Source organism: Martinezella tropici (assembly GCF_003287875.1).
Classification (GTDB): domain Bacteria; phylum Pseudomonadota; class Alphaproteobacteria; order Rhizobiales; family Rhizobiaceae; genus Rhizobium; species Rhizobium tropici_C.
Window position 1 is genome coordinate 83,490 of sequence record NZ_QMKK01000046.1, and the last position, 23,888, is coordinate 107,377.

Below are 23,888 nucleotides of genomic sequence, written 5' to 3' on the forward strand. Positions count from 1 at the left end.
TTACGTGCGGAGCGCTGGTCGTGCTCTATTCCCGTCCCATTGTTTCTTGACCTCAGAACGCATCGAAATCCAATCGACCTTGCCTCGCGCTCGATATGCCTTGGTTTTGATCAGCGCAGATGTAACGCCGGCAGTTCCGGCGTCGGTGTCTGCGCCGATCATTTCGTCCTGACAGTGAGCTCATTACCGCGTCCCGGATCGAGCGACAGCGAGAGTGAGAGATAACCGTTCCGAGGATCGCGGACATAGTCGATGTAGCCACCCGCCTCCGCGAACGCATTTTCGCCGATGATGATAGCGCCAGGTTTCAGATGAGGCTCCAGCAGCTTCAAGATCGGAAGATAGAGGGTGAAGGCGCCATCGAGCAGTACCATGTCAATGTCGCCGCCGACGCTGGGCTTCAAGGTTTCCCGCGCATCGCCGATCCGAAACTCGACCAGGTCGGCCAGCCCCGCGGCCATGAGGTTCGCCTTTGCCCGCTCGCCCTTGCTGGGTTCGAGCTCGGTGCCGATCAGGGCACCGCCGCCCATATCATGCAGCGCTGCCGCCATATAGATGGCCGAAATTCCCATCGAGGAGCCGAATTCCACGATGCGCTTCGCTTTGCAGCTTCGTGCGGACATATAGAGAAAGTGCCCGAACTCCGGGGAGACGCTAAGGAAATTATCGGCGTAACCGTGATAGAGCCCCGCCATATCCCTGGTTTCCGCCTCGATAACCTGGGTCATCGCCTGTTCGACAGTGCTGGCGTTGCTCTCGAAGGTCTGCATCAGCGGAGCATCCGCCGCGTCCGCTTCCTGATGAAGACGTTGAAGAACGTCCGCGATCGGGCCGTTGCTGAGTGAATCCATGTTTCGGGCTCCTTTGAAATGCGCAGCCGAGGCATCGGCGCTGTGTCTCGGAGCCAGCATACGAAATCATCGCCTGACCGCATTCCGCAAACAGGACAATATATTGCGATTTCTGGTCAATCCCTGGGATGGTACGAAGACAGCGATCAGGAGGCGATGCGGCGGTCCGCCAGATACCGCGCGGGCGGCTTGCCCAGGGTCTTGCGGAACATGGTGACGAAGGCGCTGGCGCCTTCGTAGCCGAGATCAAGCGCCACGGTCTGGACCGACGCGCCCTGGTCGAGCCATTGCAGGGCAAGAAGGATGTGGAGCTGCTGGCGCCAACGGCCGAAGCTCATGCCGGTTTCGCGTTTCAGGGTACGGGTCAAGGTCCGCGGGGCGACGGTCATGCGCTGAGCCCACTCCTCGATCGTCGCGCGGTCGGAGGGATCGGTCATCATCGCGGCGGCAATCTTCCGCAGCTTCGCATCTGCGGGCATCGGGAAGTTCAGCTTCTCGACGGGCGCCAGTGACAATTGATCGAGAAGCACGGTGGCGATGCGGCCGTCGGCACCGTCGATATCGTACAGCACAGGCATCTCGGTGACATGCAGCAGCAAACGCTCCAGCAATGGCGAGATCGACAGCGTGCAGCAATGCCGGGGCAGCGCCGGCACCGCACCCGTTTCGACATAAAGGACGTAGACCTCGACATTTCCGGCCATGATCACGCTGTGTGAGACGTTGTCGGGAATCCACACCGCACAACGCGGCGGCACGATCCAGACGCCCTGATCGGCTTCGCATCTGACAACGCCCCGCAAGGTCAAAATAAGCTCGGCTTTCCGATGCTTGTGCATGGCCAACTCCATGCTCTTCGTGACCATGTAGCCGCCGAGGGCGACGACCGCGCGGGGAACATCATCGGGAGCGAAATCGACACCATCGGCAAAGTCGAGGTCGTTTTCCTTGGCACGATAGAATGGCATGTGCGTGACAATCGATTCGAGGGAAGTTGGCTGGATTGGACAATATCAGTCTGCAATTGCGATTTTCAATGCGGGCAGATCCGAGCGCGACGGCTCAAACCACCGCGATCCGTCAGGAATTCGCACGCTTGAATTCGAAGCAGAATTCTGTCGATTCAGAATCGGCCAAGTTTCAGGTACTATCCCCGCCAATCGGTCGGTTCTTGCTGTCTCCACGAGGAAGGATCGAGACATCCGGGTCGGGAAAAGACCACCAGTCGTGCCTTCAACTCCGACTATATGCCCGGCTGGATAAAAAATCCGCCGCCGGTTAGTATGCAGCTCTCGCCGAATGAGTGGTCAGTTTTCATGCGCGCAATCGCCTTGGCCTGCCTCATCATTATGTTTGTATCGCCGCAAGCCGCAGCAGACTCTGGACGGTTGATCGAAGCCAAACCCGCTTCAGACGCACCTGCGGGCGCGATAGCCTGGCGCATCCTGTACGAGACAAGCGACAAGGATGGCCGCCCCACGCAATCGACCGCGCTTCTCATCGCCCCCAATACCCCTGCACCACCCGGTGGCAGGCCAGTCGTTGCCTGGGCGCACGGCACCACCGGTATCGCGGAAGAATGTGCACCCTCGCTCGGCCCGCATGCCTTTTCATCAATACCCGGGCTTATGCAGATGCTGCGCGATGGCTGGGTGGTCGTCGCCACCGACTATCCCGGCCTCGGGACATCCGGTCCTCACGCTTATCTGGTCGGTAATGCCGCCGGATATGCCGTCCTGGACTCGGTTCGCGCGGCGCGGCGCGTGCCGCGCGTCGGCGCCGGATCGCGCTTTGCCGTATGGGGCTTGTCACAGGGGGCGCACGCAGCCCTTTTCACCGGGCAAGTCGCCGGACGGTACGCGCCTGACTTGCAGCTCGCAGGTGTGGTTGCTGCGGCGCCGCCAACGAATCTGGCTTCCAATCTTGGCGGCGACGTCAATCCATCCGTGCGAACGATGCTGACGGCACTTGCGACAGCAAGCTGGTCGAAGGTCTACAATATCAGTCTTGCCACGATCGCGAAGCCCGCCGGACAGAGAGTCATTGGCCGGCTGGCGCAAACATGCGGCAGCGAGGACCCTGCGCTTCGAACCAAAATTCAGGTGCTGCGGCTTCGCCGTCAGCTTGGCAACACAGATCTCTCGCGCATCGAACCTTGGCGAAAGCTCCTGGCGGTGAACTCCGCCGGCCACAGCCCGGCTGGTGCGCCGCTGTTCGTCGCACAGGGCGGGGGCGATAAGGTTGTGTCTCCCAACGTGACCCGGCAATTTGCGGATGACGCCTGCCGGCGCGGCGAAAAAATCACTTTTGTCGAACTGCCCGGTGTCGTTCATGCCGACACCGCCAAGGCATCCGCCAATCAGGCATCGAGCTGGATGAAGGACCGGTTTGCGGGCATACCGGCAAAGACGACGTGCCGGGGTCATTGACCAAGCGAGCGCGCCGCGTGCGGTTCGCCAATACCCCTACCCCACTCTATTGTTCAAAACCCAGGTCGATCATTGAATTGGTTTGGCTTTTCTTGCCTTCGACGCCGAAAATCGACCCTTGGCACGGTACGCGACTCAACAGCTGCTGTTTGCGCTGAGGGCTTTAGATAAGCACAGCACCGCCATCCACGACTACGGATTGGCCGGTGGCATAGGCATTGCGCATGAACGACAGGTACGCTTCAGCGATATCCGAAGGCTCGCCGATACGTCCCACGGGCAGCTTCCCGGCTGCCGAGCGGAAGATCTGGTCCCGTGCCTCGGATGGAATACCGGACCACAGATCGGTGGCAACCATCCCGGGCGTCACAACGTTGACGCGCAGAGGCGCGAGCTCGAGGGCGAGCGCGCGGGTCAATGATTCGATCGCGCCGCAAATGCTTGCCGCGAAGGCAAAACCTGCCGGCGGCCGCCGGGCCGAGGTTCCGCTCGTCAACACGATGGACCCGCCATCGCGCATGTGTGGCCGCGCCGCCTTCACGGCAGCGACCGCCCCCCAATAACGCAATTCAAAAAAGCTGCGCGCAGTTGTCAGCTCGATTTCGGCGACGGGCTTGCCGAACGGCAAAGGCTCGCCGGCGGTGAAGACCAGATGATCGAACGCGCCGAGTGTCGTGAAGAATGCCGAGAGGGACTCCATCGACCTCACATCGACGACCGCACCTGTGGCGGTCCCTTCCGGTAAACGCGTGATGGCGCTCGCGACATTCTCTTGTTGGCTGGAGGCGATGATGACATGAGCCCCTTCATGGACGGCTCCTTGAGCGACCGCAAAGCCGATCCCCCGCGATCCGCCAAGGATCGCGACCCGCTTGTTGTGCAACATGACTTTTCCTTTCGCAGATGCGGATGGATTGCCCGCCAGGTGCGGCCCGCCTCTTGAAGGAAAGACTACTTCGATCTAATCATTCGATCGATAATGTATCTTCCATATTAATTTATCAATCGACCAAAAATTTGGATCCGTTTCTCGACCTCATCCACCTGCTTCGCCCAAGCGCCACGCTCTGGGGCGGAATCGAGGGCTATGGCCGATGGGCCGTGTCGTTCCGCAAACGGGACGACCTGTTGTTCTGCTGGCTGGAGCGCGGCGCCTGCCAGTTGATCCGAGCCGACAAGGAACCGCTCCTGCTGCAGGAAGGCGACTTCGTCCTAATCAGAACCGACAAAAGCTTTGTCCTTGCCTCGGACGCCCAAGCTGTTGCTCAGGACAGCGAGGCGATGGTCGCAAGCACAGGTAAAACGCTTCTGAAGATGGGTGCAGGCTCGGAAACGCCTGTGGTATTACGTGGCGGGCGGTTCGTCTTCGACACGGCGAACGAGGGCCTCCTCACCTGGCTAATGCCATCCTTTGTCCATGTCATGCGTGATGACGTCTCCTCTTGGCGTGTTCGCAGTTTGCTGAGTTTGAACCTGTCGGAGTCATCGCAACCGAGAGCCGGTAGCGACTTCGTCATTACGCGTTTGATGGAATTGACATTTGTCGAGATTCTTCGTGGCGCCGTCCCTGACGCAACCCGGGAGCACAGGGGCTTGCTCGCCGGATTGAACGATCCCGTGATAGCCCGGGCGCTGACGGCACTACACGAAGACGCCGCGAAAGACTGGACGTTGGCAGACTTGGCGCGGCTCTGCGGCGTTTCCCGATCCAGCCTTTCCAGCCGGTTCCGCAGCGTCGTCGGCATGGCGCCGATCGGCTATCTTCAGCACTGGCGCATGGCCGTTGCGAAGGATGCGTTGCGTCGCGGTGACAAAACTATTGGGGAGATCGGGCTCGCCATAGGCTTCCTGTCACCAAGCGCCTTTAGCACCGCCTTCACCCGATTTGTCGGCGTCTCGCCCAAGACGTTCGCCGCACGAGAGCGCCAAGCCCCATCCCCCGTCATTCCCACTCGATCGTGCCGGGCGGCTTCGATGTGACGTCGTAGACCACGCGGTTGATGCCGCGGACTTCGTTGATGATGCGGGTCGCGGCGCGGCCGAGGAATTCCATGTCGTAGTGATAGAAATCCGCGGTCATGCCGTCGACCGAGGTGACGGCGCGCAGCGCGCAGACGAATTCATAGGTGCGGCCGTCGCCCATGACGCCGACGGTCTGGACCGGCAGCAGCACCGCGAAGGCTTGCCAGATGGCGTCGTAGAGGCCGGCCTTGCGGATCTCGTCGAGATAGATGGCATCGGCTTCGCGCAGGATTTCCAGCTTCTCGCGGGTGATGCCGCCTGGGCAGCGGATGGCGAGGCCCGGGCCGGGGAAGGGATGACGGCCGATGAAGCTGTCCGGCAGGCCGAGCTCCTTGCCGAGCACGCGTACTTCGTCCTTGAACAGTTCGCGCAGCGGTTCGACGAGCTGCATCTTCATGCGCTCCGGCAGGCCGCCCACATTGTGGTGCGACTTGATGGTGACCGAGGGGCCGCCGGTGAAGGAAACGCTCTCGATGACATCGGGATAGAGCGTGCCCTGGCCGAGGAAATCGGCGCCGCCGAGCTTCTTGGCTTCATCCTCGAAGGTTTCGATGAAGAGCCGGCCGATGATCTTGCGCTTGGTCTCGGGGTCGGAAACGCCTTCGAGCTCGCCGATGAAGCGGTCGGAGGCATCGACATGGATCAGATGCAGATTGTAGTGCTCGCGGAACATGGCGACGACGTTTGCCGCCTCGTCCTTGCGCATCAGGCCGTGGTCGACGAGGATGCAGGTCAGCTGGTCGCCAACGGCCTCGTGGATCAGTAGCGCGGCAACGGAGGAATCGACGCCGCCGGAAAGCGCGCAGATGACGCGCTTGTCGCCGACCTGATCGCGGATCGCCTGCACCGCCTTGGCGCGATAGGCCGACATCGACCAGTCGCCCTTGATGCCGGCAATGTTATGGATGAAGTTGCCGATCAGCTTTGCGCCATCGGGCGTATGCACGACTTCCGGATGGAACTGCACGCCGTAATATTTGCGCTTCTCGTCGGCGATGAAGGCGTAAGGTGCGTTCGAGGACGTCGCGACCACTTCGAAGCCTTCCGGCAGCGCGGTGACGCGGTCGCCGTGGCTCATCCATACCTGATGGCGCGAACCGTTCGACCACAGCCCTTCGAAGAGGGCGCAATCCTTGTCGACTTCGAGGAAGGCGCGGCCGAATTCGCGATGGTGACCGCTCTCGACCTTGCCGCCGAGCTGCATGCACATGGTCTGCTGGCCGTAGCAGATGCCGAAGACCGGGATGCCGCTGTCGAAGATGATCTGCGGCGCCCGCGGCGAGCCTTCGTCCACGGTCGAGGCCGGGCTGCCTGACAGGATAACGGCTTTCGGCTGCAGCCGCTTGAAGCCGGCTTCGGCGGATTGGAAGGGAACGATTTCGCAGTAGACGCCCGCTTCGCGCACACGCCGTGCGATGAGCTGCGTCACCTGGCTGCCAAAATCGACGATGAGAACGGTGTCTGGATGTGCTGTCTGGGTCATGGCGAGCCTTTAATGAAAAGCGCTTTCCCTGGCAATCGGGCAAATCACGCGAGCGGCGATTTTATTGTCCCGATTGTCCTTAATTCTCGTCGTTTCCGGCCTTTAGAACCAGAATACGCCGTCTTCCAGCGCCGTAAACAGCCTATCGACGGCGTAGGAGAGTTTGCGGTCGATCACATGCAGATATTCCGTCCAGTCGGAAATGTGCTGCAGATCGACCTTGCCGTCGGAAATGCCCCGCAGGCCGATCAGCGGCAGATCATAGGTCTGGCAGGCGCGCAGTACTGCGAAGGTTTCCATGTCGACCATGTCGGTGCCGATGCGTTCATAAGCTTCCGAGCCCGAGACAATATTGGCACCTGTCGAAAGGCTGCCCTCGGCAATGGTCGGGATGCGCAAGGGCAGCTCGATCGTCGCTGGCAGATCGAGGAAAGGCGTGCGGCCTTTTTCGAAGCCGAGCGGCGAGGCATCCATGTCGCGATAGGAAACCGAGGTGACCTGGTAGACCTCCGTCTGCTCCAACTTGGCGGAGCCCGCCGAACCGAGCGACACCACGAGATCGGGCAGGTCACCCTGCGCCTCGAGCTGCGCGAAGGCGCGGGTGAGCGCGATCGCAGCCTCGACCGGGCCGACGCCCGTCATCAGCGGATCGATGCGCGAGCGCAGGAAGGGCCCGTATTCAGCCTCGGCCGCCATGACGAACAGGATCGATTTGCCCGATACCCGCTTCAATTCGAATTTCATCCGCTAATTCCCTCTCTGCCCCGGATGACCATCATCGTTCCCGTCATCGAGGCAATCAGCTTGGCCGGCCCATCACCGATGGCATAGCCGCGCCCGTCGGCGACGATGATCGTCGTGCCGGGCTTGGTGACATCGCCGCGAAACAGGAAGCGCTCGCCGCGCCCGGGCGACATCAGGTTGACCTTGAATTCGATCGTCAGGATCGATGCCGAGGGGTCGATGACGCTGTAGGCGGCAAAGCCGCAGGCCGAATCCAGCGCGGCGGCGATGATGCCGGCGTGCAGTATGCCGTGCTGTTGCGTCAGCTTCATATCGAACGGCAGCTCGATTTCCACCGTGCCATGCTCCACGCGCGTCAACTCCGCGCCGATCGTCGCCATCGCCGCCTGCCGTTCGAAGCTCGTTCGGATGCGCGTTCGAAAATCGCCGCTGGTCCCCGTGTCGTCTGGCCGTGTCATGCCGTCCCCTTTCGCGGGTGCGAAATTGGCACGGAGAGGCCGTTTGGACAAGGGTTATCCGGTGGAAAAGCGGAGGCGTCCCGGCCTGCCGTGCCGACATCGAATTTCCACGATCGGATCGCCATGCTATCCGGAACTGGGATGCTGACGGCGAGGGCGAAGATGACGACGATCCTGCAATCGGTAGCGGCTTATGAAACCTGGATGCGGGCGCAGCTCGGCGCCGATCTGGTGGAAGCGGGGCTGGCGAAGAAGCATAAGCTGATGAAGGCCGACAGCTTCTCTTTCCTGCGCGGAACCTATTGGCGCTGGGCGGAGACCATCCTCGACATTTGCCCCGACCTCAGGAATGCCCCGCAGCTATTGGCGATCGGCGACACGCATCTCGAAAATTTCGGTACCTGGCGCGATGATGAGGGAAGGCTCGTCTGGGGCGCCAATGATTTCGACGAGGCTGCTGTCATGCCCTTTGCGCTGGACCTCGTGCGCCTCGCGACGAGTGCCATCTTGGCGCGCGGCGAAGACGGCCCGACGCCGCGCGTCGTTGCCGACAGCATACTGGCGGGCTATCGCCGCGGCTTGCGGCAACCGTCTCCCGTCGTTCTCGAGCGCGATTACAAATGGCTGCGCAATGCCGTGCTGCTGCCGAATGCCGAGCGCAAGGCTTTCTGGGAAAAATATCGCAATCTGCCGCCAGCGACGGATCCCGTGGCGGAGCGCTATCTCAAGGCACTGCACGAGGCATTGCCGGATCCGGTGACGGCATTCGAACCGAAGCCGCGTCTGGCCGGCACCGGCAGCCTGGGCCGTCCGCGTTTCGTCGCCTATGTCGAATGGCGCGGCGGGCCGGTATTGCGCGAGGTCAAGGCACTGCTGCAATCCGGCTGGTCGTTGAAGCACGATGCATCGGATAGGAATATCCGCACCGGGATCATCGCCGGCGGCCGGGCGCGTTCGCCTGATCCGCGTTATCAGGTCGCCGGAACCCTGCTGGTGCGCCGCCTGTCGCCCAACAGCCGCAAGATCGAAGTCGAAGGCGACGCGCAGGTGCTGCTGTCGCCCGAGATGCTGGATCTCATGGGCTTCGAGATCGCCAACTGCCATGCCAATGATGCGTCGCTCATCCCGGGCGTTCTGGCTGATCTCGATGCGCGTGGTTCGGATTGGTTGCGTGCGGCGGCCAAGGCGGCCACCGTCGCGGTCGGTGCGGAACAAGCCGAATTTGCCAGGAAGGGCTAGGCCGGTAAAAAGATCGATCAATGCCCGGCGGCTTCCACAATCAGATGGGCGATCGTATCGGGATGCGAGATCAGCGAGAGATGGCTGGCCTTCACTTCGATGGTCTTGGCGCCCATGCGCTTGGCCATGAAGCGTTCCAGATCCGGATTGATCGTCCTGTCTTCGGTGGAAACGGCATACCAGCTTGGCTTGCTGCGCCAGGCGGCCTGGGTGGTCTTGCCCGTCAGCAAAGCCTTATGGAAAGGCTCTTGCACGGCGTAAAGCACCTCTGCCTTGGCCTTGGGCAGGTCGCCGGCGAAGTCGCGCAGGAAAGCTTCCTCGGTCAGCCGTCCTTCATCGCCATCGAAGACGATGCCGGCGGAGGCAGGTGGTGTCGGGTATGTCTTGGCGAGCGCCGTATAATCTTCACCGGCATCCGGTGCGCGGGCTGCGACATAGACGAGCGCCGAAACCTTCGGATGAACGCCGGCTTCGGTGACGAGCATGCCGGAGAAGGAATGGCCGACGAGAACGGTCGGACCGTCCTGGCGATCGAGCACGCGCTGCACCGATGCGACCGCTTCGGGAAGCGTCGTCAACGGGTTCTGCACTGCTGTGCAGTTCAGCCCCTTGGCCTGCAGCCGGGCAATGACCTCGGTCCAGCAGGAGCCGTCCGCGAAAAGCCCATGCGCCAGCACGACGTTGCGAGCCTTCAATGGCACGGACTTAGCCGCGCCGGAGGCCGCAGCCGGATTGCTGGCGGCCATGCCGTGCGTGGAAATGAGGGAGGCGGCGGCGCCGGCGACAATGGCGGTCGAGAAATTCCGTCTGGTCATCATCATGATCGTGATCCTTATGGTGTTGAGGATAAATGGGCACCAAAAAGCCGTCCGCGCCGAATGTCGGAACGGTGAAGCTTCTGAAATCTTGTATGTCTCGGAGCGGCAAATGACCGAACGCGGGTCGAATTTGCCCCATCCTGTATTCCGGTTCAGCGTCGAGCTTTCCTCGTGTATGCAAAAGCGAGGCTGTTGAGCGTTTTGTATTCCAAATAGCGTCGTTAGTCAATTATTGGATGCGTAACGGTTGCGTGATTGGTTATTTGTATGCGTAAGCGGTGAAGGCTGATGCTTTTGCATACGGCCCAGGTCGATCTTGGGAAACTCGGAGTGGTGGATGGGCTGCGTGACGCGGCTGGGGATCGCGAGTTGCTGCCCGCCGTATGCGCAGCATGAAACGGCCATCATGCAGGCCATCGCGAAAGGAGGAGGATATGACGTCAGGCGCATGCGAGCGCCCATGCTGAATGCAGCGACGGCGTTGCGGTGCTTCATCGAGGCCGGCGAGCTCGCTTAGGGCAGTTCAGCCACCGATCAGCCGCGGGCGATGCGCACGATGTGCTGGTCCCAGGCGACATCGCTGTGCTCGCCGAGGAAATCGCCGCCATAGGAGGAAACGGCAAAGCCATGGCGGGTCGGCGCGATGCCGGCCGCATCGGCGATGCTCTCCACCTTCAGCACCTTGCCGGTCTTCGCATCGAGCGTTACCGAAGTCCCTTCGATCGGTGAAGTGACGCCAACGAGATTCTCGGTGCGATTGACCGCGATGGCTCCGACATAATTGCCAAGAGCCCGGGTCGTCTCGTCGGGCAGGGCAACGAAGGTCAGGTCCTCGCCCCTCGCGAAATGGCCGACAAGCGGCGGCAGGTCGTTGCGGTGGCCTTCATACTGGCAGGCGAACCAGACCCGGCCGCTGGCATCGATGTCGACATGACGGGTCGAGACCTGGGCATATTGCGACGGTAGCGTGTGCTTCTCGATCAGCCGGCCGCTCGCGGCGTCGATCAGTGTCAGCGACGGTTCCATATGGTCGAGATTGAGCTTGGTGCGGCCGAAATCCGGATGGGTCTCGATGCCGCCATTGGCGACGACCAGAAACCTGCCATCGTCCGAAACCGTCATGTCGTGTGGGCCGACGCCATAGGTCTCGTATTCGCCGATGCGGGCAAAGCGGTTGTTGCTGTCGTAGAGCCCGATGATACCGCGATTATTGTCGAAATCATTCTCGCTGGCATAGAGCAGCCTGCCATCGGGCGAAAACGTGCCGTGGCCGTAGAAAAGCCTGCCTTCTCTAGCGGAAATGACGATTGGCTCGGCCTTGTTCCAGGGATCGAAGATCATCGCATAGGTACCGGGCCGGCGCGCGAAAGCGACGGTCTTGCCGGTCGCCTTCGAAAAGGCCATGCCGTGGGCGCGGGCGGGTAGCGCCACCTGATCGATGATGCGGCCCTGTTCGGTCACCGTCGCCACGGCAAAGGAGCCGTCAGTGGCGCGGATGCCGGAGGCGTACACCGCATCGGCTCGTTCCAGCGCCATCAGCGCGCTAGGCTTCAGGGCCGCAAGGAAGGTCAGCCCCGCCGCCTTGACGAAGGTTCTCCGATCGATCAGGCTACTACGCATCGCCTTCAGTCTCCATCTGCGAAGGAAAAGCCGGCTGAAAGGCCGATGGCGCCGCCATACTCGTCGCTGAAGCTGGTGGCGAGATCGCGGCTGACGGAGAGCAGCTTGTCGATCTTGGCGCGTTCCGCATCGTTGCCGATGGCTGCCTCGATATCCGGATTGATCGTCGGTGCTGTAGCCGCGAGTTCGTTCAGCAGCCCGTCGATCTTGGAGGCGACGGCGCGCTTGTCCGATGGGAGCAGGTTTGCCATGTCGGCCTTTTCCCAAAGCGTCTTCAGGCCTTCGATGTTACCGGTAAACGAGGCCCAGGTGTTGGCCGAGCGCCAGTAGATCGCCATCTTCGGCCGGGCCGCCGCCGCATCGCCCTTGTAGAAGGTTTCCAGCCGCTGGTCGCGGACATTGGCCGCGCCATGCACGAGGATGCCCAGCAACGCCGTCACGGCCTCCTTGTTATCCATGAAATCGTCGCTGGACTTGCCAGGAAACTTCCAGGATTTCTGCACGCCGTCGGGCGCATCCCATTCGTCGGCGATTTCCTTGGCCGTATTTTCGATATTGCCGGCAACCGCCGCGCCATAGCGGCAGCGGAAACTCTGCTTGTCCTTGCCGAGAATGTCGGAACCGTTGCCGAAGAGCACATATTCCAGCGCCGTCATGCTCATCAGCGCCACGCTCTTGCCGGCGACGGCCTCGACGGTGGTGTCCTGCTCGTCCGCCCTGGCGATCAGCGCCTGCACCTGCTTGAGACCGACGCCCTTGCGATCGGGATAGAAGAGGATGTGCTCGAAGCGGTTCTGTTCGATGATCGGGCCGGTATCGACGATCTCGATGCGCGACCAGGTCTTCACCGTATCGCCGAAGGCGGCTTTAGCGCCGGAAAGCGTCGCGTCCGTGGGGTCGGCGCAAAGCGCCTTCATTGCCGCCGTCAGCTTCGATGCGGAGTCGTGCATGGCGCGGTAGCCCGGGCGAATGACCTCGTCCACCGCCTTCTGCAGAGTGGCCGGCACCGCCGCCTCGTTCAGGCCGGCACCATCGGTCGTCGCGTCTTCGGCAAGGGCAGGCAGGGCTGCAACGGTAAGCAGAAGGCTGGCGGCCAGAGCAATTCCAGCAAAAATGCGCAGCGGTTTTGCGTCCGGAATTGCGTGAAAACAATGGGACGGAACATTTCGGTGACTCCGTTCAGAGCGGAAATGCTCCGGGCGTTTCCAATGGCGCATCAAAGGGACTCCAGAAAGTTGACGAGGGCTTGCCGGTCGTCCTTCGAAAGACCGGCGAATGCGTTGCGGGCTTTTTCCGCCTCTCCTCCGTGCCAGAGGATGGCTTCGGTCAGCGTGCCGGCGCGGCCGTCATGCAAGTAGGCCTGCCGGCCGCTCACCGTCTGCGTCAGGCCTATACCCCAGAGCGGCGGCGTGCGCCAATCGCGACCGGATGCCACGCCCACCTGCTGCCCATCCGAAAGACCTTCGCCCATGTCGTGCAGCAGGAAATCGGAATAGGGCCAGATCAGTTGGAAGGCCTGCGGGGAGTCCTTGCCATCGCTGCCCTTGAGGTCGTCGCGGGTCACGAATTTCGGCGTGTGACAGGCCGCACAGCCGGCGCTGTAGAATAGTTCCTTGCCATGCAGCACATCGGGAAAGCTCGCCTTGCGGCGAGCCGGCACGGCGAGATTTTCGGAATAGAAGGTGACGAGGGGAAGGACGGGATCCGGCGCTTCCGTATCGCCCAGCCGCTTCTGGATGCCGTTCGGCATGACCAGGCAGCGCGGCTCCCTGGACGTGCAATCGCCATAGGCGTCCGGCCGGTCTGGCGTCGAAATGCCGATATCGGCCGAGAAGGCATCCGCCACCTGGTCGCGCACGGTGGCATTCTGCGCCTTCCAGCCGAATCGGCCGAGCGCGATCTTACCTGTGCGATGATCGCGGACGATGGCGGGGCGGCCGCGAATGCCGGTGCCTTTCCTGTCGTCAGGGTCGGCATTGGCAAGGATATCGGCATCCGCAATGGCCTCGATCAAGCCGAGGCCGATCATCGGCGGCGCGATACGCGCTGAAATCGTCGTGGTAATGTCGAGCGGTCCATAGGCAAGATCGCTCATGCCGTATGTCGGCTTGCGCAACATCACTGTCTCACCGCCCGCAAGCGTCACCGTCTCCTCGCTATAGCTGAGCGTCACCTTGCCTTCGGCGGCAAGTCCGGGCGCGGCGAGATCCTGCAGTTGCGCCCCATAGGTGGAGTCCGGAAAATTCAGCGCGCGGAAGTCCCTGACCGCCTGCTCCTCTTCCGGCGTGACGGCGGTCCGTGCCAGGCGCAGGACCATCGTGGTTGCGGCCGTTCCGGCGGCATCCGGCGCATGGCCGCGGCCATCCCGGATGTGGCAGCTCTGGCAGGAGCGGGCATTGAACAGCGGCCCCAGTCCATCGGAGGCCTGGGTCGAAGAGGGGGCCGAAACCCAGAGCTTGCGGAAGAGGGCGTTGCCGAGATGGAAATCCTGTCCGCGCTCCGAGCTGAGATTGGCCGAGGGCTGCGAGAAGATATCGCGGCTGACGGGATCGATCGAGGTCAGCGCACCGCCCTGCATCGCTTCATAGGGCTCGGCCTTGGAGAAATCCGTAGTCGCGCGGGTGACGTCGCGCACCCGCTTCAGCTGTTCGGGTGCAAGATCGGTGCGGGTCGCCGGAAAGTCGAGAATGCCGGCGGTGGCCAGCGTGAGCGAAAAAACCAAAAAACCCGCAGCGAAGGCGGGCAGCAGGGCGCGGTTGGCCGGAATGCTTGTCATGGGTGTCGGGGTGGCAGCGCGGTGCGCGCTGCCACCGTCCCTATTACTTCTTGAAGACGGCGTTAGGATTGTCCAGGCTGTCCGAACCTTCAAGCTTGATCGTGCCGAGGTCGAGAGCGGCGATGACGCGCTGGATGCTCTTCGTCTGGTCGAGCAGGCCGTCAATGGCCTTCTGAACCGTCGCGTTGCCTTCCTTGTTGCCCTCGCCGATCATCTGGTCGTATTTTTCGACCGTTTCGCCGCGATGCACCAGTGCCTTCATGGCCGCAAGCGTCGTGTCGAGCTTGCCTTCCATTTCCTTGTCGAGCGCCGGATCTTTGGCCTTGACCAGATCGTGCAGCGACGGACCCTTCATCTTGGTGCCGTCGGCGCGGGTGTAGGTGCCGGTATAGGCGGAGGCGATGCCGATCGCGTCGCCATTGTGCTCGTTATAGGTATTGTCGGAGAAGCAATCCTGCTCTTCTTCCGGATCGTGCAGAAGCAGGCCGAGCTTCATGCGCTCGCCGGCAAGTTCGCCGTAGGAGAGCGAGCCCATGCCGGTCAGGATGGCGGTGAGGCCAGCCTTCGGATCCGCTTCGAGATGCTTGGTGGCTTCGCCGTCCGGCTCCCACTTGTCCGTCATGTCCTGCAGGTCGGCAACGAGCAGCGTCGAGGCAGATTTCAGATATTCGGCGCGGCGGTCGCAATTGCCGTGCGTGCAATTCTTCAGATCGTAATCGGTTGCCGGGCGTTCGCCGGCGCCCGCCTTGGTGCCGTGCAGGTCCTGACCCCAGAGCAGGAATTCGATGGCGTGGTAGCCGGTCGCGACATTGGCCTCGACACCGCCCGCCTGATGCAGTGTGCCCGACAGGAATTCCGGCGTCAGATGCGAGGCATCGACATCCTTGCCGTTGATCTTGATCGTCTTGTTGGCGATGACATTGGCGACATAGAGCGCGTTCTCGTCGCTTTCCGTGCCATAGGAGGCGTCGACATAGTCGATCAGGCCTTCGTCCAGCGGCCAGGAATTCACCTTGCCTTCCCAGTCGTCGACGATCGGGTTGCCGAAGCGGTAGACTTCCGTCTGCGCATAGGGAACGCGAGCCTTGATCCAGGCTGCGCGCGCCGCCTTCAGCGTCTTGTCGCCGGGATTGGCGAGCAGGGCATCGATCGCCTTGTCGAGCGCCTTCGCCGTCGTCAGCGAGTCCTGATATTTGGCATGGGCAAGCTCTGCATAATGTTTGAGAACGGCAGCCGGTTCAGGGGCAGCAGCGAGGGCGGGCAGGCCGGATGCGGCAGATGTGGCAACGGCCACCGCAAGCACGGCGCCAAAATTGATCTTAAATTTCATGTTCCTCTCCTGAGGACGGCGGGGGCACCGTCAAAAACTTGGCGTTTTGTGTCATGTATGAAAAATAAACTTGTGTCAAACGCTCTAGTTTAGAATGGTTTTAAGCCGAACCTTGCGGGTTCGGCCTTAAAAACGGAGTGGATTGTTGAGAAGAAGAGGTGTCCGCTCGCCGTCCATCGCGGGCGGATGGATTGAGCCTCATCCCTTCCGCTGCAGGCGGCAGAAGAAGAAGCCATCCGTATCGGTGGAGGCGGGCGTCAGCGTGATAGTCCGGCCGTCGGAAGAATGGGGCCGCGGCATCTCCTTGCCGAACAGCTTTTCCCAGGAGTTCAGGGCTTCAACGACCTCGAAATCCGGATTGAGGCTGGCGAAGCGGTTGACCTGCGCCTCATTCTCCTCGGGCAGGACCGAGCAGGTGACATAGAGCAGCGAGCCGCCGGGGCGGACGAATTCGCCGGCCTGGGCGAGAGCTTCCTGCTGCTGGCTGGTGCGCTCGTCGAGATTCTTCTGCGTCAGCCGCCATTTCGTGTCGGGCCGACGTCGCCAGGTGCCGGTACCGGTGCAGGGCGCATCGACGAGAACCTTGTCGAACTTGCCGCGCAGAGGAAGCAACCCGTTGCGTTCGTCATGCACTTGAACATTGCGGGTGCCGGCCCGCTTTAGCCGCTCGATGATCGGTGCCAGCCGCCGGCGATCGGTATCATAGGCGTGGACCTGGCCCTTATTGTGCATTGCCGCCGACATGGCGAGCGTCTTGCCGCCGCCGCCGGCGCAATAGTCGAGTACTTGGTCGCCTTCCTCCGGCAGGACGAGATCGGCGACGATCTGCGAGCCCTCATCCTGCACCTCGAACCAACCCTTCTGGAAGGAGAGCTCGGCGGTAACGTTCGGCAGGCGCGATGCGCCTTCGCCAGCGGGAATGCGGATGCCGAAACGGGCGATCTTCGATGCCTGCGCGCCTGCGCGTTCCAGCGCCTTTACGACTTTGGCCCGGTCTGCTTTCAGGGCGTTGGCGCGAAGGTCGAGCGTGGGGCGTTCGGAAAGAGCCTTCGCCTCGGCAAGCCAGCCGTCGCCGAAGGCGTGCTGGAATGAAGGCTCGACCCATTCGGGGATATCGCCCTGGATGTGAAGCGGCGCGTCTTCGAGCTTGCGGGCCGCAAAGGCGGCCAGATTTTCAGCGCTCGGCGCTTCGGGAGCGAATTTATCGCCCTCAAGCTCGGCGGCCAGCGCCTCGGGTGTCAGTCCCCATTGGCGAAAGAGTACGGCATGTGCAAGCGCCGAAGGGCTGTCGTCACCCATTAGCCAGGCATGGGAAAGCCGCATACGCAGGGCGTCGTAGACGATATTGCCGATCGCGGCCCTGTCGCCGGAACCGGCGAAGCGATGAGCAAGGCCCCAGTCCTTCAGGGCGTCGGCCACCGGTCGCTTGCGCGCTTCGATATCGGCAAGAACTTCGATGGCCCCCTGCAATCGGCCGCCCAGACGCATTCACACTCTCCTGCTTGCGCACCGTCCCGAACTCAGCGGAGTTTACCGGGAAGCGTTGCGCCCTATCAAAATAGCCGACACCTCATCAATCCGCACGAAAAATGCACGTGGCGGCGGATTATTGAGACGTCCCAACCGCGTCGTAGCCGCGATTGACGGAGAGAGCAAGCGTCGCGCCGAAATGCCTGACGGATCCGGCTTGATCGAGCGATTACTTCGAGGCGACGACGTCGTAACAGACCTTGGCCGTACCGGAGGCGACCATGCCGATATTCTGTGCGGCGGCGCGGGAGAGATCGAGAACGCGGCCGCGAATGAAAGGTCCGCGGTCGTTGATGCGAACGACAACGCTGCGGCCGTTATGCTTGTTGGTGACCCGCAGGCGCGTGCCGAAGGCGAGCGAGCGATGGGCTGCGGTGAGATTTTTGGAACTCATACGTTCACCGGAAGCTGTTTTGGAACTTCCTCCGTACCATGAGGCGCCTCCGCATCCGGTAGATGCAGATGCCGGTGTCGAAACGACAATAATGGAGGCGGATATAGTTGCGGCGATTGCCAAAGAACGTGCGAGTTTCTTCAAACCGATTTTTCCCTCAAGCTATTGAACTTGCGCCCTGGGTAGGCGGCGGGCTTAAATCAGGCCAAAAATGGCGAAAAAGTGCCACTATCGATCACGGAATGTTACAGGCTGTAACATTTGTGATTCAAGGCAAATACCGTGACTAATCAACGGCTTTGCTTGATTGTGGAAAAAACCTAATAAAATCAGTTAAAAATGGAATAAATTTTCCCATACGCGAGGCGCGTTGTCGGAGATCACGAAATTCGGAAAAATAATTTTCCGAATTTGCCATAATTGCTGCCTCATTTGTGCAATTTTAGAGGTCGTTAACCATAAATACGGAGTAAATTGAACTAGGTCAGCCGGCTAAGTAGGAATTTTCGTGCGATTTTTCTCCGCGCGGAGAAGGGCCTTTAGCCGCGCCACCGTCCAGACGACCAGAGCTCGGCAAGCGACATACGATATTCCGGATAGCGGAAGGCAAAGCCGAGTGAACGCAGCTTCTTGTTCGAGACCCGCTTGTTCTCGCCATAGAAGGAGCGTGCCATCGGCGTCAGCTCGGCTGTCTCGAAAGCCTGCTCCGGCGGTGGTTCGACACCCATGAGGCGGGCAGCCTCGGCGACTACATCCTGCGGAGGCGCGGGTTCGTCGTCGGTGACATTATATATGCCGCCTAGCTTGTGCTCGGACAGGAAGCGGGCGCAGGCGCCGATATCCTCGACGCGGATACGGTTGAAGACCTGGTTCGCCTTGATCAGCCGCCGTGCCGTGCCCTTTTCCAGGTTGCAGAAGGCGTTGCGGCCTGGGCCGTAAATGCCGGAAAGCCTGAGCACGGCAACGGGAAGATCAAGCCTGATGCCGACGCGCAGCCAGCCGTCTTCGGCCTCGACGCGCTCGACCGAACGATCCGCGATCGGATGCAGCGACGTCTGTTCGCTGACCCAGGCGCCCTTGTGGTCGCCATAGACGCCGACGGTCGAGAGATAGCAGATCCATTCCAGCTTCGGCATCAGCGCCTTGAGATCGAGCTGCGCCAGCCGCAGCAGCGGATCGCCTGATTTGCCCGGCGCGATCGACTGCACCAGATGCGTCGCGGTTTGCATGGCCTCGGTCAAGGCGGGATCGAGCGTCTCGCCGTCGAAGACGAAGGCCTCGATGCCTTCTTTCGTCAGCAGCTCGGCCTTGTCGGCGGAGCGGGTCGTGCCCGTGATGTGAACGCCTGCGCCGGCGAAAGCCTTGGCGATGGCTGTTCCCGAATAGCCGCAGCCGAAAATCATCACATGCATCATACTACTCCCGCCAATGTCCATTCCGCGCGAACCTCTTCGTTCGCTTCGTCGTCCCTTTCTGCCGCAAATGCTCGGAACTCGCCAGCCGTCATCAGTCGCGACAGCGCCCAGATCGCCATGCCGCGTACTACGGGTGAGGGATCCCCAGCCAGTTGGCGGCATCTCTCGATAAAGGAACGCTCGCCCGAATTGCCGGCCGCGATCAGTACATTGCGGATGAACCGGTCCCGGCCGATGCGCTTGACCGGCGAGCCGCTGAAGAATGTGCGAAAGGCCGCGTCGTCCAGATCAAGCAGAAAGGCGATCGACGGTTCCTTCAGATCGTCGCGGGCGACCAGCTTCATTTCCGAAGCGGCGCTTGCGAACTTGTTCCAGGGGCAGGCGGCAAGACAGTCGTCGCAGCCATAGATGCGGTTGCCGATCAATGGTCGTAGCTCAGGATCGATCGGTCCCTTGTGCTCGATGGTGAGATAGGAAATGCAGCGGCGCGCATCGAGCTGGTAGGGCGCAGGGAAGGCTGCGGTTGGACACACGTCGAGGCAGGCCCGGCAGGAGCCGCAATGGTCTATCTCCGGCTCATCGAGCTCGAGATCGGCCGTAGTGAACATCGAGCCGAGGAACAGCCAGGAACCGAAGGCGCGGCTGACGAGATTGGTATGCTTGCCCTGCCAGCCGAGGCCGGCAGCCTCTGCGAGCGGCTTCTCCATGACCGGCGCCGTATCGACAAAGACCTTGACGTCCTCCTTCGAGCGCGCCGCGAAGCGCGTGGCGATCTCTTTCAGCCGACCCTTGATGATGTCGTGATAGTCGCGGTTTCGCGCATAGATGGAGATCGCAGCCTTCTCTTTTTTCTCCAGGATGCCGCGCGGATCCTCATCGGGGCCATAATTGAGACCAAACACGACGATGGAGCGCGTCTCGCTCCAAAGCACGCGCGGATCGCCGCGCCGGTCGCGTGTCTCCTCCATCCAGCCCATAGTGCCGTGATGGCCTTTGTCGAGAAACTGGCCGAGCCGGACAGCCGCTTGCGGAATGGCGTCCGGCCTCGTGATGCGACAGAGATCGAAGCCTTGCGCGCGCGCTTCCTCCCGCAGGAAAGCAGTCAGCGTGCTTCTGCGCTTGTTCGCTTTTTCCGTTTCGCGATCATCGGGCATATCGAGCCCTCGTCATGGCAATTCCAGGATAAAGTGCGTTAGCGGTTTTCGGCCGGAATTGCGTGAAAAAACGCTCTAGAAATCCAGGTCGGCGTAGTGCGAGACCGGAGTGACACCGCGCACGCGCTCTGCCAGGATCGGGCGGAAGGACGGGCGCGATTTCAGGCGCTGATACCATTCCTTGGCAACAGGCGATTCCGTCCAGTCGATCTCGCCCAGATAGTCTAGCACGGAAACCGAGGCAGCGGCGGCAAGATCGGCATAGCTCAGCCGCTCGCCGGCAAGCCACTGCCGCGATCCCGCAAGCCAGGACAGATATTTCATGTGCTGGCGGATATTGCCGCGTGCCATGCGCATCACCTTGGAATCGGGCGCGCCGCCGCCCTGCTCGGCGGTCATCTGCAGCTTGAACACACGCTCGCGCGTCAGCGGACGGGTGACGTCCTGCTCCATCTTCTGCATGAACCATTCCGTCAACCGGCGGATTTCGGCCCGCTGGAACGGATCTTCGGCCAGCAGCCGGCGATCCCGCTTCAACACCCCATGTGTCTCGTCGAGATATTCGGAAATCACGGTCGCGCCACAGAGCGCCCGCATGCTGTCATCGACGTAGACGGGCAGGGTGCCGGCGGGATTGAGCGCCAGGAAATCGCGTCGCTTTTCCCAGGTCTGTTCCTCGATCAGTTCCGTCTGATAGCCGTACTCGGTCAGGATCAGACGAACGAACCGTGAGGAGGATGACATCGGGTGGTGATACAGCGTCGGCATTGATACTCGGGTGTTTCTGATTGATGCTACGGAGCTTTTGGTCGCTATTCTGCGGCCCTAGTCATTTGTCATCGGTTGAAGCTATAGGATCTTGGCCTAGTTTGCACAAGCGAATCGGGCCGCCCGGCCGTTTGACAAAGGACACGATATGGCTGAACAAATTATTATCGCGCTGGTTTTGGGCCTTGTGGAGGGGCTTACGGAGTTCATTCCGGTCTCCTCGACGGGCCATTTGATATTGCTCGGACATTTTCTCGGCTTCAAGGAAGCCGCCACTTTCGACGTTTTGATCCAGCTCGGTGCGATTCTCGCCATCCTGCTCGTCTATTTCAATCGGCTCGTTCAGATTGCCAAGGCACTGCCCGTCAGCGTCAAGGCCCGCCATTTCGTTCTGGCCGTCCTGTTCGGCTTCCTGCCGGCCGCCGTCATCGGCGCCCTGGCGCATGATTTCATCAAGACCGTGCTGTTCGACTCGCCGAAGGTCATTTGTATCTCGCTGATTCTCGGCGGCATCGTCCTGCTTGTGATCGACAAGATCCAGTTCAAGCCGAAATACACCAGCGCCTATGAATTCTCCTGGCCGATGGCCATCAAGATCGGCTTCTTCCAGTGCCTGGCCATGATCCCGGGAACCTCGCGCTCCGGCTCAACTATCGTCGGCGCGCTCCTGCTCGGCGCCGACAAGCGCTCCGCCGCCGAATTTTCCTTCTTTCTCGCCATGCCCACAATGGCGGGCGCCTTTGCGCTCGATCTCTGGAAGAGCCGTCACGACCTGAGCATGGATCAGGGGCTGCTGATCGTCGTCGGCTTCTTTACCGCATTCATTTCGGCGCTGTTCGTGGTGCGCGCGCTGCTCGATTTCGTCTCGCGTCGCGGCTACGCGCCTTTCGCATGGTGGCGCATCATCATCGGCGTACTCGGCCTGATCGGTCTTTATACGATCGGCTGAGGCGAATCGCCTGATACCAGGATACCGAAGAGCAGGAAGGCCGGTGAGAACCGGCCTTTTTCGTGCCTGATCAGTTCTGGGAGGACGTGTCGATAGAGCCCGTTGTGCAGGGATCGACGCCGTAGGTCGGCGCACATTCGCCCTTTACCGAGGCGATGCTGCCGCGGGCTACGAAAGAGCCGGCGAGAATCACCAATGCCGCGCACGCAAACAAAAGCGCGATAGACTTGCCCATCGAAAAATGCCTTTCCGCAGAAGTGTGAAGCGCGCCGCGGACCGGTTCATTGTCCAAGCCTGAGACGCGCGGCTGTGTTAGTCAGTGAGATGAGCAATAGCAATAAATGTTCATGTTAAATTTGACGTTAATGCGACTATTTCCGCAGTGCGTCTTTTAGGCAACGCTAAGCTGTGAATGAGAGCGGGATTGCGGGGCACGCAAGCCCTCTGCCGCGGCATTCGAACGACAAAAAAACACCGCGCGGCGGAGCCGGCGGCGTTTTGAATTCGTTGAGCTGCCGAATCGTCAGGCAGCCTTGCCGGAACCGGTGAACTGACCCTGCGGACGATAGCGGACGAGATAGGACGGCAGCACGGAGATGAGCAGCGTCGGCAACAGGCCGATGCCCTTCAGCGTGCGTCCTTCCGCTTCCGCCTGCTTGGAAACGACGTTGTCGCTCTTCAGCAGCGTGACCTGATCGGAGGTGATCGGCGGCGTAATGAGCGGCACGAGCGAAGCAACCGAGCCGATCAGCGAAGCCAGGCCGAAGGGAATGGAGACGAGCGACTTCTTGCGGTTGATGACGGAAAGCGTGGTCTCGAGACATTCGCGGAAGGACAGCACTTCCGGGCCGCCGAGCTCATAGGTCGTGCCGGCCTTCAGCTTGCCGTCGACGCTGCGGGCAACGGTCTCGGCAATGTCCCCGACGTAAACAGGCTGGAACTTCGTCTTGCCGCCGCCGATCAGCGGCAGGAACGGCGCGGTGCGCGACATGTCAGCGAACTTGTTGAAGAATTCGTCTTCCGGTCCGAACACGATCGAAGGGCGCAGGATGATTGCATCCGGCTTGATCGATAGGATCGCGGTTTCGGCGCGAGCCTTGGTTCGGGCATAGACCGAAGGAGAGTTGGCATCGGCGCCCAGTGCCGAAATATGCGTCAGCGAGGCACCGGCATTGCGGGCGGCTTCCGCAATCGCCTTGGCGCCGAATTCCTGCACGGCGTCAAAGGTGTTGCGGCCGCTTGGGGCAAGGATGCCGACGCAGTTGACGACATGCTGAGCGCCTTCGACCGCGCGGTCGATGGAATTGCGGTAGCGCACATTGGCCTGAACGATCGAAATCTGGCCGAGATTGCCGAACGGCTGCAGGAAGCCGGCAAGATCGGGACGGCGCACGGCAACGCGAATGCGATAGCCGCGCTTGGCGAGCGCACGCACGACATGCCGCCCGATGAAGCCTGATCCTCCGAACACGGTCACGAGCGGCGGGAGGTTGGACAGGGTCATGGTAGGCTCCTCGAAAGGCTTTGATTGGGCTGATCTGGTTTCGTCTTAGCCGATCCCGGCGCCGAGGTGAAGTGCTATCGCGCTGCGTTGCAGCGTCGCGTTTTCAAAGGGTTTAAACCCCTTCGACGACGACCATTTCTGCATCCGCGACCTGCTGGCGGATTTTGGCGGCGATCTGGTATTCCGGCGAATTGTAGCAATCGACGGCATGCTGCAGCGATGGAAATTCGATGACGACGTTGCGGCCGCGTGCCTGTCCCTCAAGCGGGGTAAACGCTCCGCCGCGGGCAAGGAAATTCGCGCCGTATTTCTCGAAGGCAGGCTTCGCGGCGGCGACATAATCCTTGTAGCGCTCGGGGTCGCGGACATCCACGCGCGCGATCCAATATCCCTTTGGCATGTTT

At 61.3% G+C, this 23,888-nt stretch carries 23 protein-coding genes and 1 pseudogene; 5 read left to right on the forward strand and 19 right to left on the reverse strand.

From position 1 onward, the window contains the following. Positions 1–158 precede the first annotated feature (158 nt). Positions 159–851: an O-methyltransferase gene (locus DQ393_RS20515; protein ID WP_112343831.1), complete on the reverse strand. Its 693-nt coding sequence runs from the start codon at positions 849–851 to the stop codon at positions 159–161. 146 nt (positions 852–997) lie between these two features. Further along, a complete protein-coding gene (locus DQ393_RS20520) occupies positions 998–1,819 on the reverse strand; it encodes an AraC family transcriptional regulator (protein ID WP_112343569.1) in 822 nt (273 codons plus the stop codon). A gap of 420 nt (positions 1,820–2,239) precedes the next feature. On the opposite strand from DQ393_RS20520, the gene DQ393_RS20525 reads away from it, so the two are divergent. Then, positions 2,240–3,280 (forward strand): alpha/beta fold hydrolase, encoded by a 1,041-nt coding sequence (locus DQ393_RS20525; RefSeq protein ID WP_162737053.1) that lies wholly within the window; start codon positions 2,240–2,242, stop codon positions 3,278–3,280. 163 nt (positions 3,281–3,443) lie between these two features. Here DQ393_RS20525 and DQ393_RS20530 read toward each other — a convergent pair whose 3' ends face one another. Beyond that, a complete protein-coding gene (locus DQ393_RS20530; protein ID WP_112343571.1) occupies positions 3,444–4,166 on the reverse strand; it encodes an SDR family oxidoreductase in 723 nt (240 codons plus the stop codon). A gap of 23 nt (positions 4,167–4,189) precedes the next feature. Here DQ393_RS20530 and DQ393_RS20535 point away from each other — a divergent pair, with 23 nt between their 5' ends. Further along, on the forward strand, positions 4,190–5,260 hold the full coding sequence (locus tag DQ393_RS20535) for an AraC family transcriptional regulator (RefSeq protein ID WP_245430415.1): 1,071 nt from the start codon (positions 4,190–4,192) through the stop codon (positions 5,258–5,260). On the opposite strand, the gene guaA is transcribed toward DQ393_RS20535, so the two are convergent. The 3 genes from guaA to DQ393_RS20550 all read right to left on the reverse strand — a co-directional run bounded on the left by guaA (position 5,223) and on the right by DQ393_RS20550 (position 7,987). After that, complete coding sequence (gene guaA, locus DQ393_RS20540) at positions 5,223–6,785, reverse strand: glutamine-hydrolyzing GMP synthase (RefSeq protein WP_069611063.1); 1,563 nt, start codon at positions 6,783–6,785, stop codon at positions 5,223–5,225. The genes DQ393_RS20535 and guaA overlap by 38 nt on opposite strands. 102 nt (positions 6,786–6,887) lie before the next feature. After that, positions 6,888–7,529 carry a 5'-methylthioadenosine/S-adenosylhomocysteine nucleosidase gene (locus DQ393_RS20545; RefSeq protein ID WP_112343572.1) on the reverse strand — a complete coding sequence of 214 codons (642 nt, stop codon included), beginning with the start codon at positions 7,527–7,529 and terminating at the stop codon, positions 6,888–6,890. After that, entirely contained in the window at positions 7,526–7,987 is a 462-nt protein-coding gene (locus DQ393_RS20550) for a PaaI family thioesterase (protein ID WP_112343573.1), read from the reverse strand. The genes DQ393_RS20545 and DQ393_RS20550 overlap by 4 nt, the downstream gene beginning before the upstream one ends. Positions 7,988–8,149: 162 nt before the next feature. Between DQ393_RS20550 and DQ393_RS20555 the strand changes: the two genes are divergently transcribed. Beyond that, a complete protein-coding gene (locus DQ393_RS20555) occupies positions 8,150–9,226 on the forward strand; it encodes a DUF2252 family protein (RefSeq protein WP_112343833.1) in 1,077 nt (358 codons plus the stop codon). A 17-nt stretch (positions 9,227–9,243) separates the two neighbouring features. On the opposite strand, the gene DQ393_RS20560 is transcribed toward DQ393_RS20555, so the two are convergent. Further along, positions 9,244–10,047 (reverse strand): alpha/beta hydrolase, encoded by an 804-nt coding sequence (locus tag DQ393_RS20560; protein WP_112343574.1) that lies wholly within the window; start codon positions 10,045–10,047, stop codon positions 9,244–9,246. 385 nt (positions 10,048–10,432) lie between these two features. On the opposite strand from DQ393_RS20560, the pseudogene DQ393_RS34340 reads away from it, so the two are divergent. Then, positions 10,433–10,561 (forward strand): annotated as a pseudogene (locus DQ393_RS34340) (GntR family transcriptional regulator); the annotation flags it as partial. A gap of 17 nt (positions 10,562–10,578) precedes the next feature. On the opposite strand, the gene DQ393_RS20570 reads toward DQ393_RS34340, so the two are convergent. The 9 genes from DQ393_RS20570 to DQ393_RS20610 all read right to left on the reverse strand — a co-directional run bounded on the left by DQ393_RS20570 (position 10,579) and on the right by DQ393_RS20610 (position 21,031). Next, the gene (locus DQ393_RS20570; RefSeq protein ID WP_112343576.1) at positions 10,579–11,664 is read right to left on the reverse strand and encodes a DUF1513 domain-containing protein; all 1,086 of its coding nucleotides are present in this window, start codon (positions 11,662–11,664) and stop codon (positions 10,579–10,581) included. A gap of 5 nt (positions 11,665–11,669) precedes the next feature. Then, complete coding sequence (locus tag DQ393_RS20575; RefSeq protein WP_245430416.1) at positions 11,670–12,881, reverse strand: imelysin family protein; 1,212 nt, start codon at positions 12,879–12,881, stop codon at positions 11,670–11,672. Then, entirely contained in the window at positions 12,881–14,440 is a 1,560-nt protein-coding gene (locus DQ393_RS20580) for a di-heme oxidoredictase family protein (RefSeq protein WP_112343577.1), read from the reverse strand. The genes DQ393_RS20575 and DQ393_RS20580 overlap by 1 nt, the downstream gene beginning before the upstream one ends. Positions 14,441–14,483: 43 nt before the next feature. Continuing rightward, positions 14,484–15,770 carry an imelysin family protein gene (locus DQ393_RS20585; protein WP_112343578.1) on the reverse strand — a complete coding sequence of 429 codons (1,287 nt, stop codon included), beginning with the start codon at positions 15,768–15,770 and terminating at the stop codon, positions 14,484–14,486. A gap of 198 nt (positions 15,771–15,968) precedes the next feature. Continuing rightward, positions 15,969–17,258 carry an RsmB/NOP family class I SAM-dependent RNA methyltransferase gene (locus DQ393_RS20590; protein WP_112343579.1) on the reverse strand — a complete coding sequence of 430 codons (1,290 nt, stop codon included), beginning with the start codon at positions 17,256–17,258 and terminating at the stop codon, positions 15,969–15,971. Positions 17,259–17,469: 211 nt separating this feature from the next. Beyond that, a complete protein-coding gene (locus tag DQ393_RS20595) occupies positions 17,470–17,838 on the reverse strand; it encodes a septal ring lytic transglycosylase RlpA family protein (protein ID WP_112343580.1) in 369 nt (122 codons plus the stop codon). Between the two features lie 395 nt (positions 17,839–18,233). Further along, positions 18,234–19,106 carry an SDR family oxidoreductase gene (locus DQ393_RS20600; RefSeq protein ID WP_112343581.1) on the reverse strand — a complete coding sequence of 291 codons (873 nt, stop codon included), beginning with the start codon at positions 19,104–19,106 and terminating at the stop codon, positions 18,234–18,236. Then, entirely contained in the window at positions 19,106–20,263 is a 1,158-nt protein-coding gene (gene queG, locus DQ393_RS20605; RefSeq protein ID WP_112343582.1) for a tRNA epoxyqueuosine(34) reductase QueG, read from the reverse strand. The genes DQ393_RS20600 and queG overlap by 1 nt, the downstream gene beginning before the upstream one ends. A gap of 75 nt (positions 20,264–20,338) precedes the next feature. After that, complete coding sequence (locus DQ393_RS20610; protein ID WP_112343583.1) at positions 20,339–21,031, reverse strand: glutathione S-transferase family protein; 693 nt, start codon at positions 21,029–21,031, stop codon at positions 20,339–20,341. Between the two features lie 148 nt (positions 21,032–21,179). Between DQ393_RS20610 and DQ393_RS20615 the strand changes: the two genes are divergently transcribed. Next, a complete protein-coding gene (locus tag DQ393_RS20615; protein WP_112343584.1) occupies positions 21,180–21,980 on the forward strand; it encodes an undecaprenyl-diphosphate phosphatase in 801 nt (266 codons plus the stop codon). Positions 21,981–22,050: 70 nt separating this feature from the next. Here DQ393_RS20615 and DQ393_RS33500 read toward each other — a convergent pair whose 3' ends face one another. From DQ393_RS33500 to DQ393_RS20625, 3 genes are all read right to left on the reverse strand, one after another. Further along, positions 22,051–22,215, reverse strand: coding sequence for a hypothetical protein (locus DQ393_RS33500; protein ID WP_169644184.1), 165 nt, complete (start codon positions 22,213–22,215; stop codon positions 22,051–22,053). 288 nt (positions 22,216–22,503) lie between these two features. Then, complete coding sequence (locus DQ393_RS20620) at positions 22,504–23,484, reverse strand: complex I NDUFA9 subunit family protein (RefSeq protein WP_112343585.1); 981 nt, start codon at positions 23,482–23,484, stop codon at positions 22,504–22,506. Between the two features lie 112 nt (positions 23,485–23,596). Continuing rightward, positions 23,597–23,884, reverse strand: coding sequence for a DUF1330 domain-containing protein (locus DQ393_RS20625; RefSeq protein WP_075856622.1), 288 nt, complete (start codon positions 23,882–23,884; stop codon positions 23,597–23,599). Positions 23,885–23,888 lie beyond the last annotated feature (4 nt).

What these genes read in the sequence shown, in the direction of transcription:
- DQ393_RS20515 (WP_112343831.1), bottom strand. Translation starts at nt 851, where the DNA reads ATGGATTCACTCAGCAACGGCCCGATCGCGGACGTTCTTCAACGTCTT.
- DQ393_RS20520 (WP_112343569.1), bottom strand. Translation starts at nt 1,819, where the DNA reads ATGCCATTCTATCGTGCCAAGGAAAACGACCTCGACTTTGCCGATGGT.
- DQ393_RS20530 (WP_112343571.1), bottom strand. Translation starts at nt 4,166, where the DNA reads ATGTTGCACAACAAGCGGGTCGCGATCCTTGGCGGATCGCGGGGGATC.
- DQ393_RS20535 (WP_245430415.1), top strand. Translation starts at nt 4,190, where the DNA reads ATGGATTGCCCGCCAGGTGCGGCCCGCCTCTTGAAGGAAAGACTACTT.
- guaA (WP_069611063.1), bottom strand. Translation starts at nt 6,785, where the DNA reads ATGACCCAGACAGCACATCCAGACACCGTTCTCATCGTCGATTTTGGC.
- DQ393_RS20545 (WP_112343572.1), bottom strand. Translation starts at nt 7,529, where the DNA reads ATGAAATTCGAATTGAAGCGGGTATCGGGCAAATCGATCCTGTTCGTC.
- DQ393_RS20550 (WP_112343573.1), bottom strand. Translation starts at nt 7,987, where the DNA reads ATGACACGGCCAGACGACACGGGGACCAGCGGCGATTTTCGAACGCGC.
- DQ393_RS20555 (WP_112343833.1), top strand. Translation starts at nt 8,150, where the DNA reads ATGACGACGATCCTGCAATCGGTAGCGGCTTATGAAACCTGGATGCGG.
- DQ393_RS20560 (WP_112343574.1), bottom strand. Translation starts at nt 10,047, where the DNA reads ATGATGATGACCAGACGGAATTTCTCGACCGCCATTGTCGCCGGCGCC.
- DQ393_RS20570 (WP_112343576.1), bottom strand. Translation starts at nt 11,664, where the DNA reads ATGCGTAGTAGCCTGATCGATCGGAGAACCTTCGTCAAGGCGGCGGGG.
- DQ393_RS20575 (WP_245430416.1), bottom strand. Translation starts at nt 12,881, where the DNA reads ATGCGCCATTGGAAACGCCCGGAGCATTTCCGCTCTGAACGGAGTCAC.
- DQ393_RS20580 (WP_112343577.1), bottom strand. Translation starts at nt 14,440, where the DNA reads ATGACAAGCATTCCGGCCAACCGCGCCCTGCTGCCCGCCTTCGCTGCG.
- DQ393_RS20585 (WP_112343578.1), bottom strand. Translation starts at nt 15,770, where the DNA reads ATGAAATTTAAGATCAATTTTGGCGCCGTGCTTGCGGTGGCCGTTGCC.
- DQ393_RS20590 (WP_112343579.1), bottom strand. Translation starts at nt 17,258, where the DNA reads ATGCGTCTGGGCGGCCGATTGCAGGGGGCCATCGAAGTTCTTGCCGAT.
- DQ393_RS20600 (WP_112343581.1), bottom strand. Translation starts at nt 19,106, where the DNA reads ATGCATGTGATGATTTTCGGCTGCGGCTATTCGGGAACAGCCATCGCC.
- queG (WP_112343582.1), bottom strand. Translation starts at nt 20,263, where the DNA reads ATGCCCGATGATCGCGAAACGGAAAAAGCGAACAAGCGCAGAAGCACG.
- DQ393_RS20610 (WP_112343583.1), bottom strand. Translation starts at nt 21,031, where the DNA reads ATGCCGACGCTGTATCACCACCCGATGTCATCCTCCTCACGGTTCGTT.
- DQ393_RS20615 (WP_112343584.1), top strand. Translation starts at nt 21,180, where the DNA reads ATGGCTGAACAAATTATTATCGCGCTGGTTTTGGGCCTTGTGGAGGGG.
- DQ393_RS33500 (WP_169644184.1), bottom strand. Translation starts at nt 22,215, where the DNA reads ATGGGCAAGTCTATCGCGCTTTTGTTTGCGTGCGCGGCATTGGTGATT.
- DQ393_RS20620 (WP_112343585.1), bottom strand. Translation starts at nt 23,484, where the DNA reads ATGACCCTGTCCAACCTCCCGCCGCTCGTGACCGTGTTCGGAGGATCA.
- DQ393_RS20625 (WP_075856622.1), bottom strand. Translation starts at nt 23,884, where the DNA reads ATGCCAAAGGGATATTGGATCGCGCGCGTGGATGTCCGCGACCCCGAG.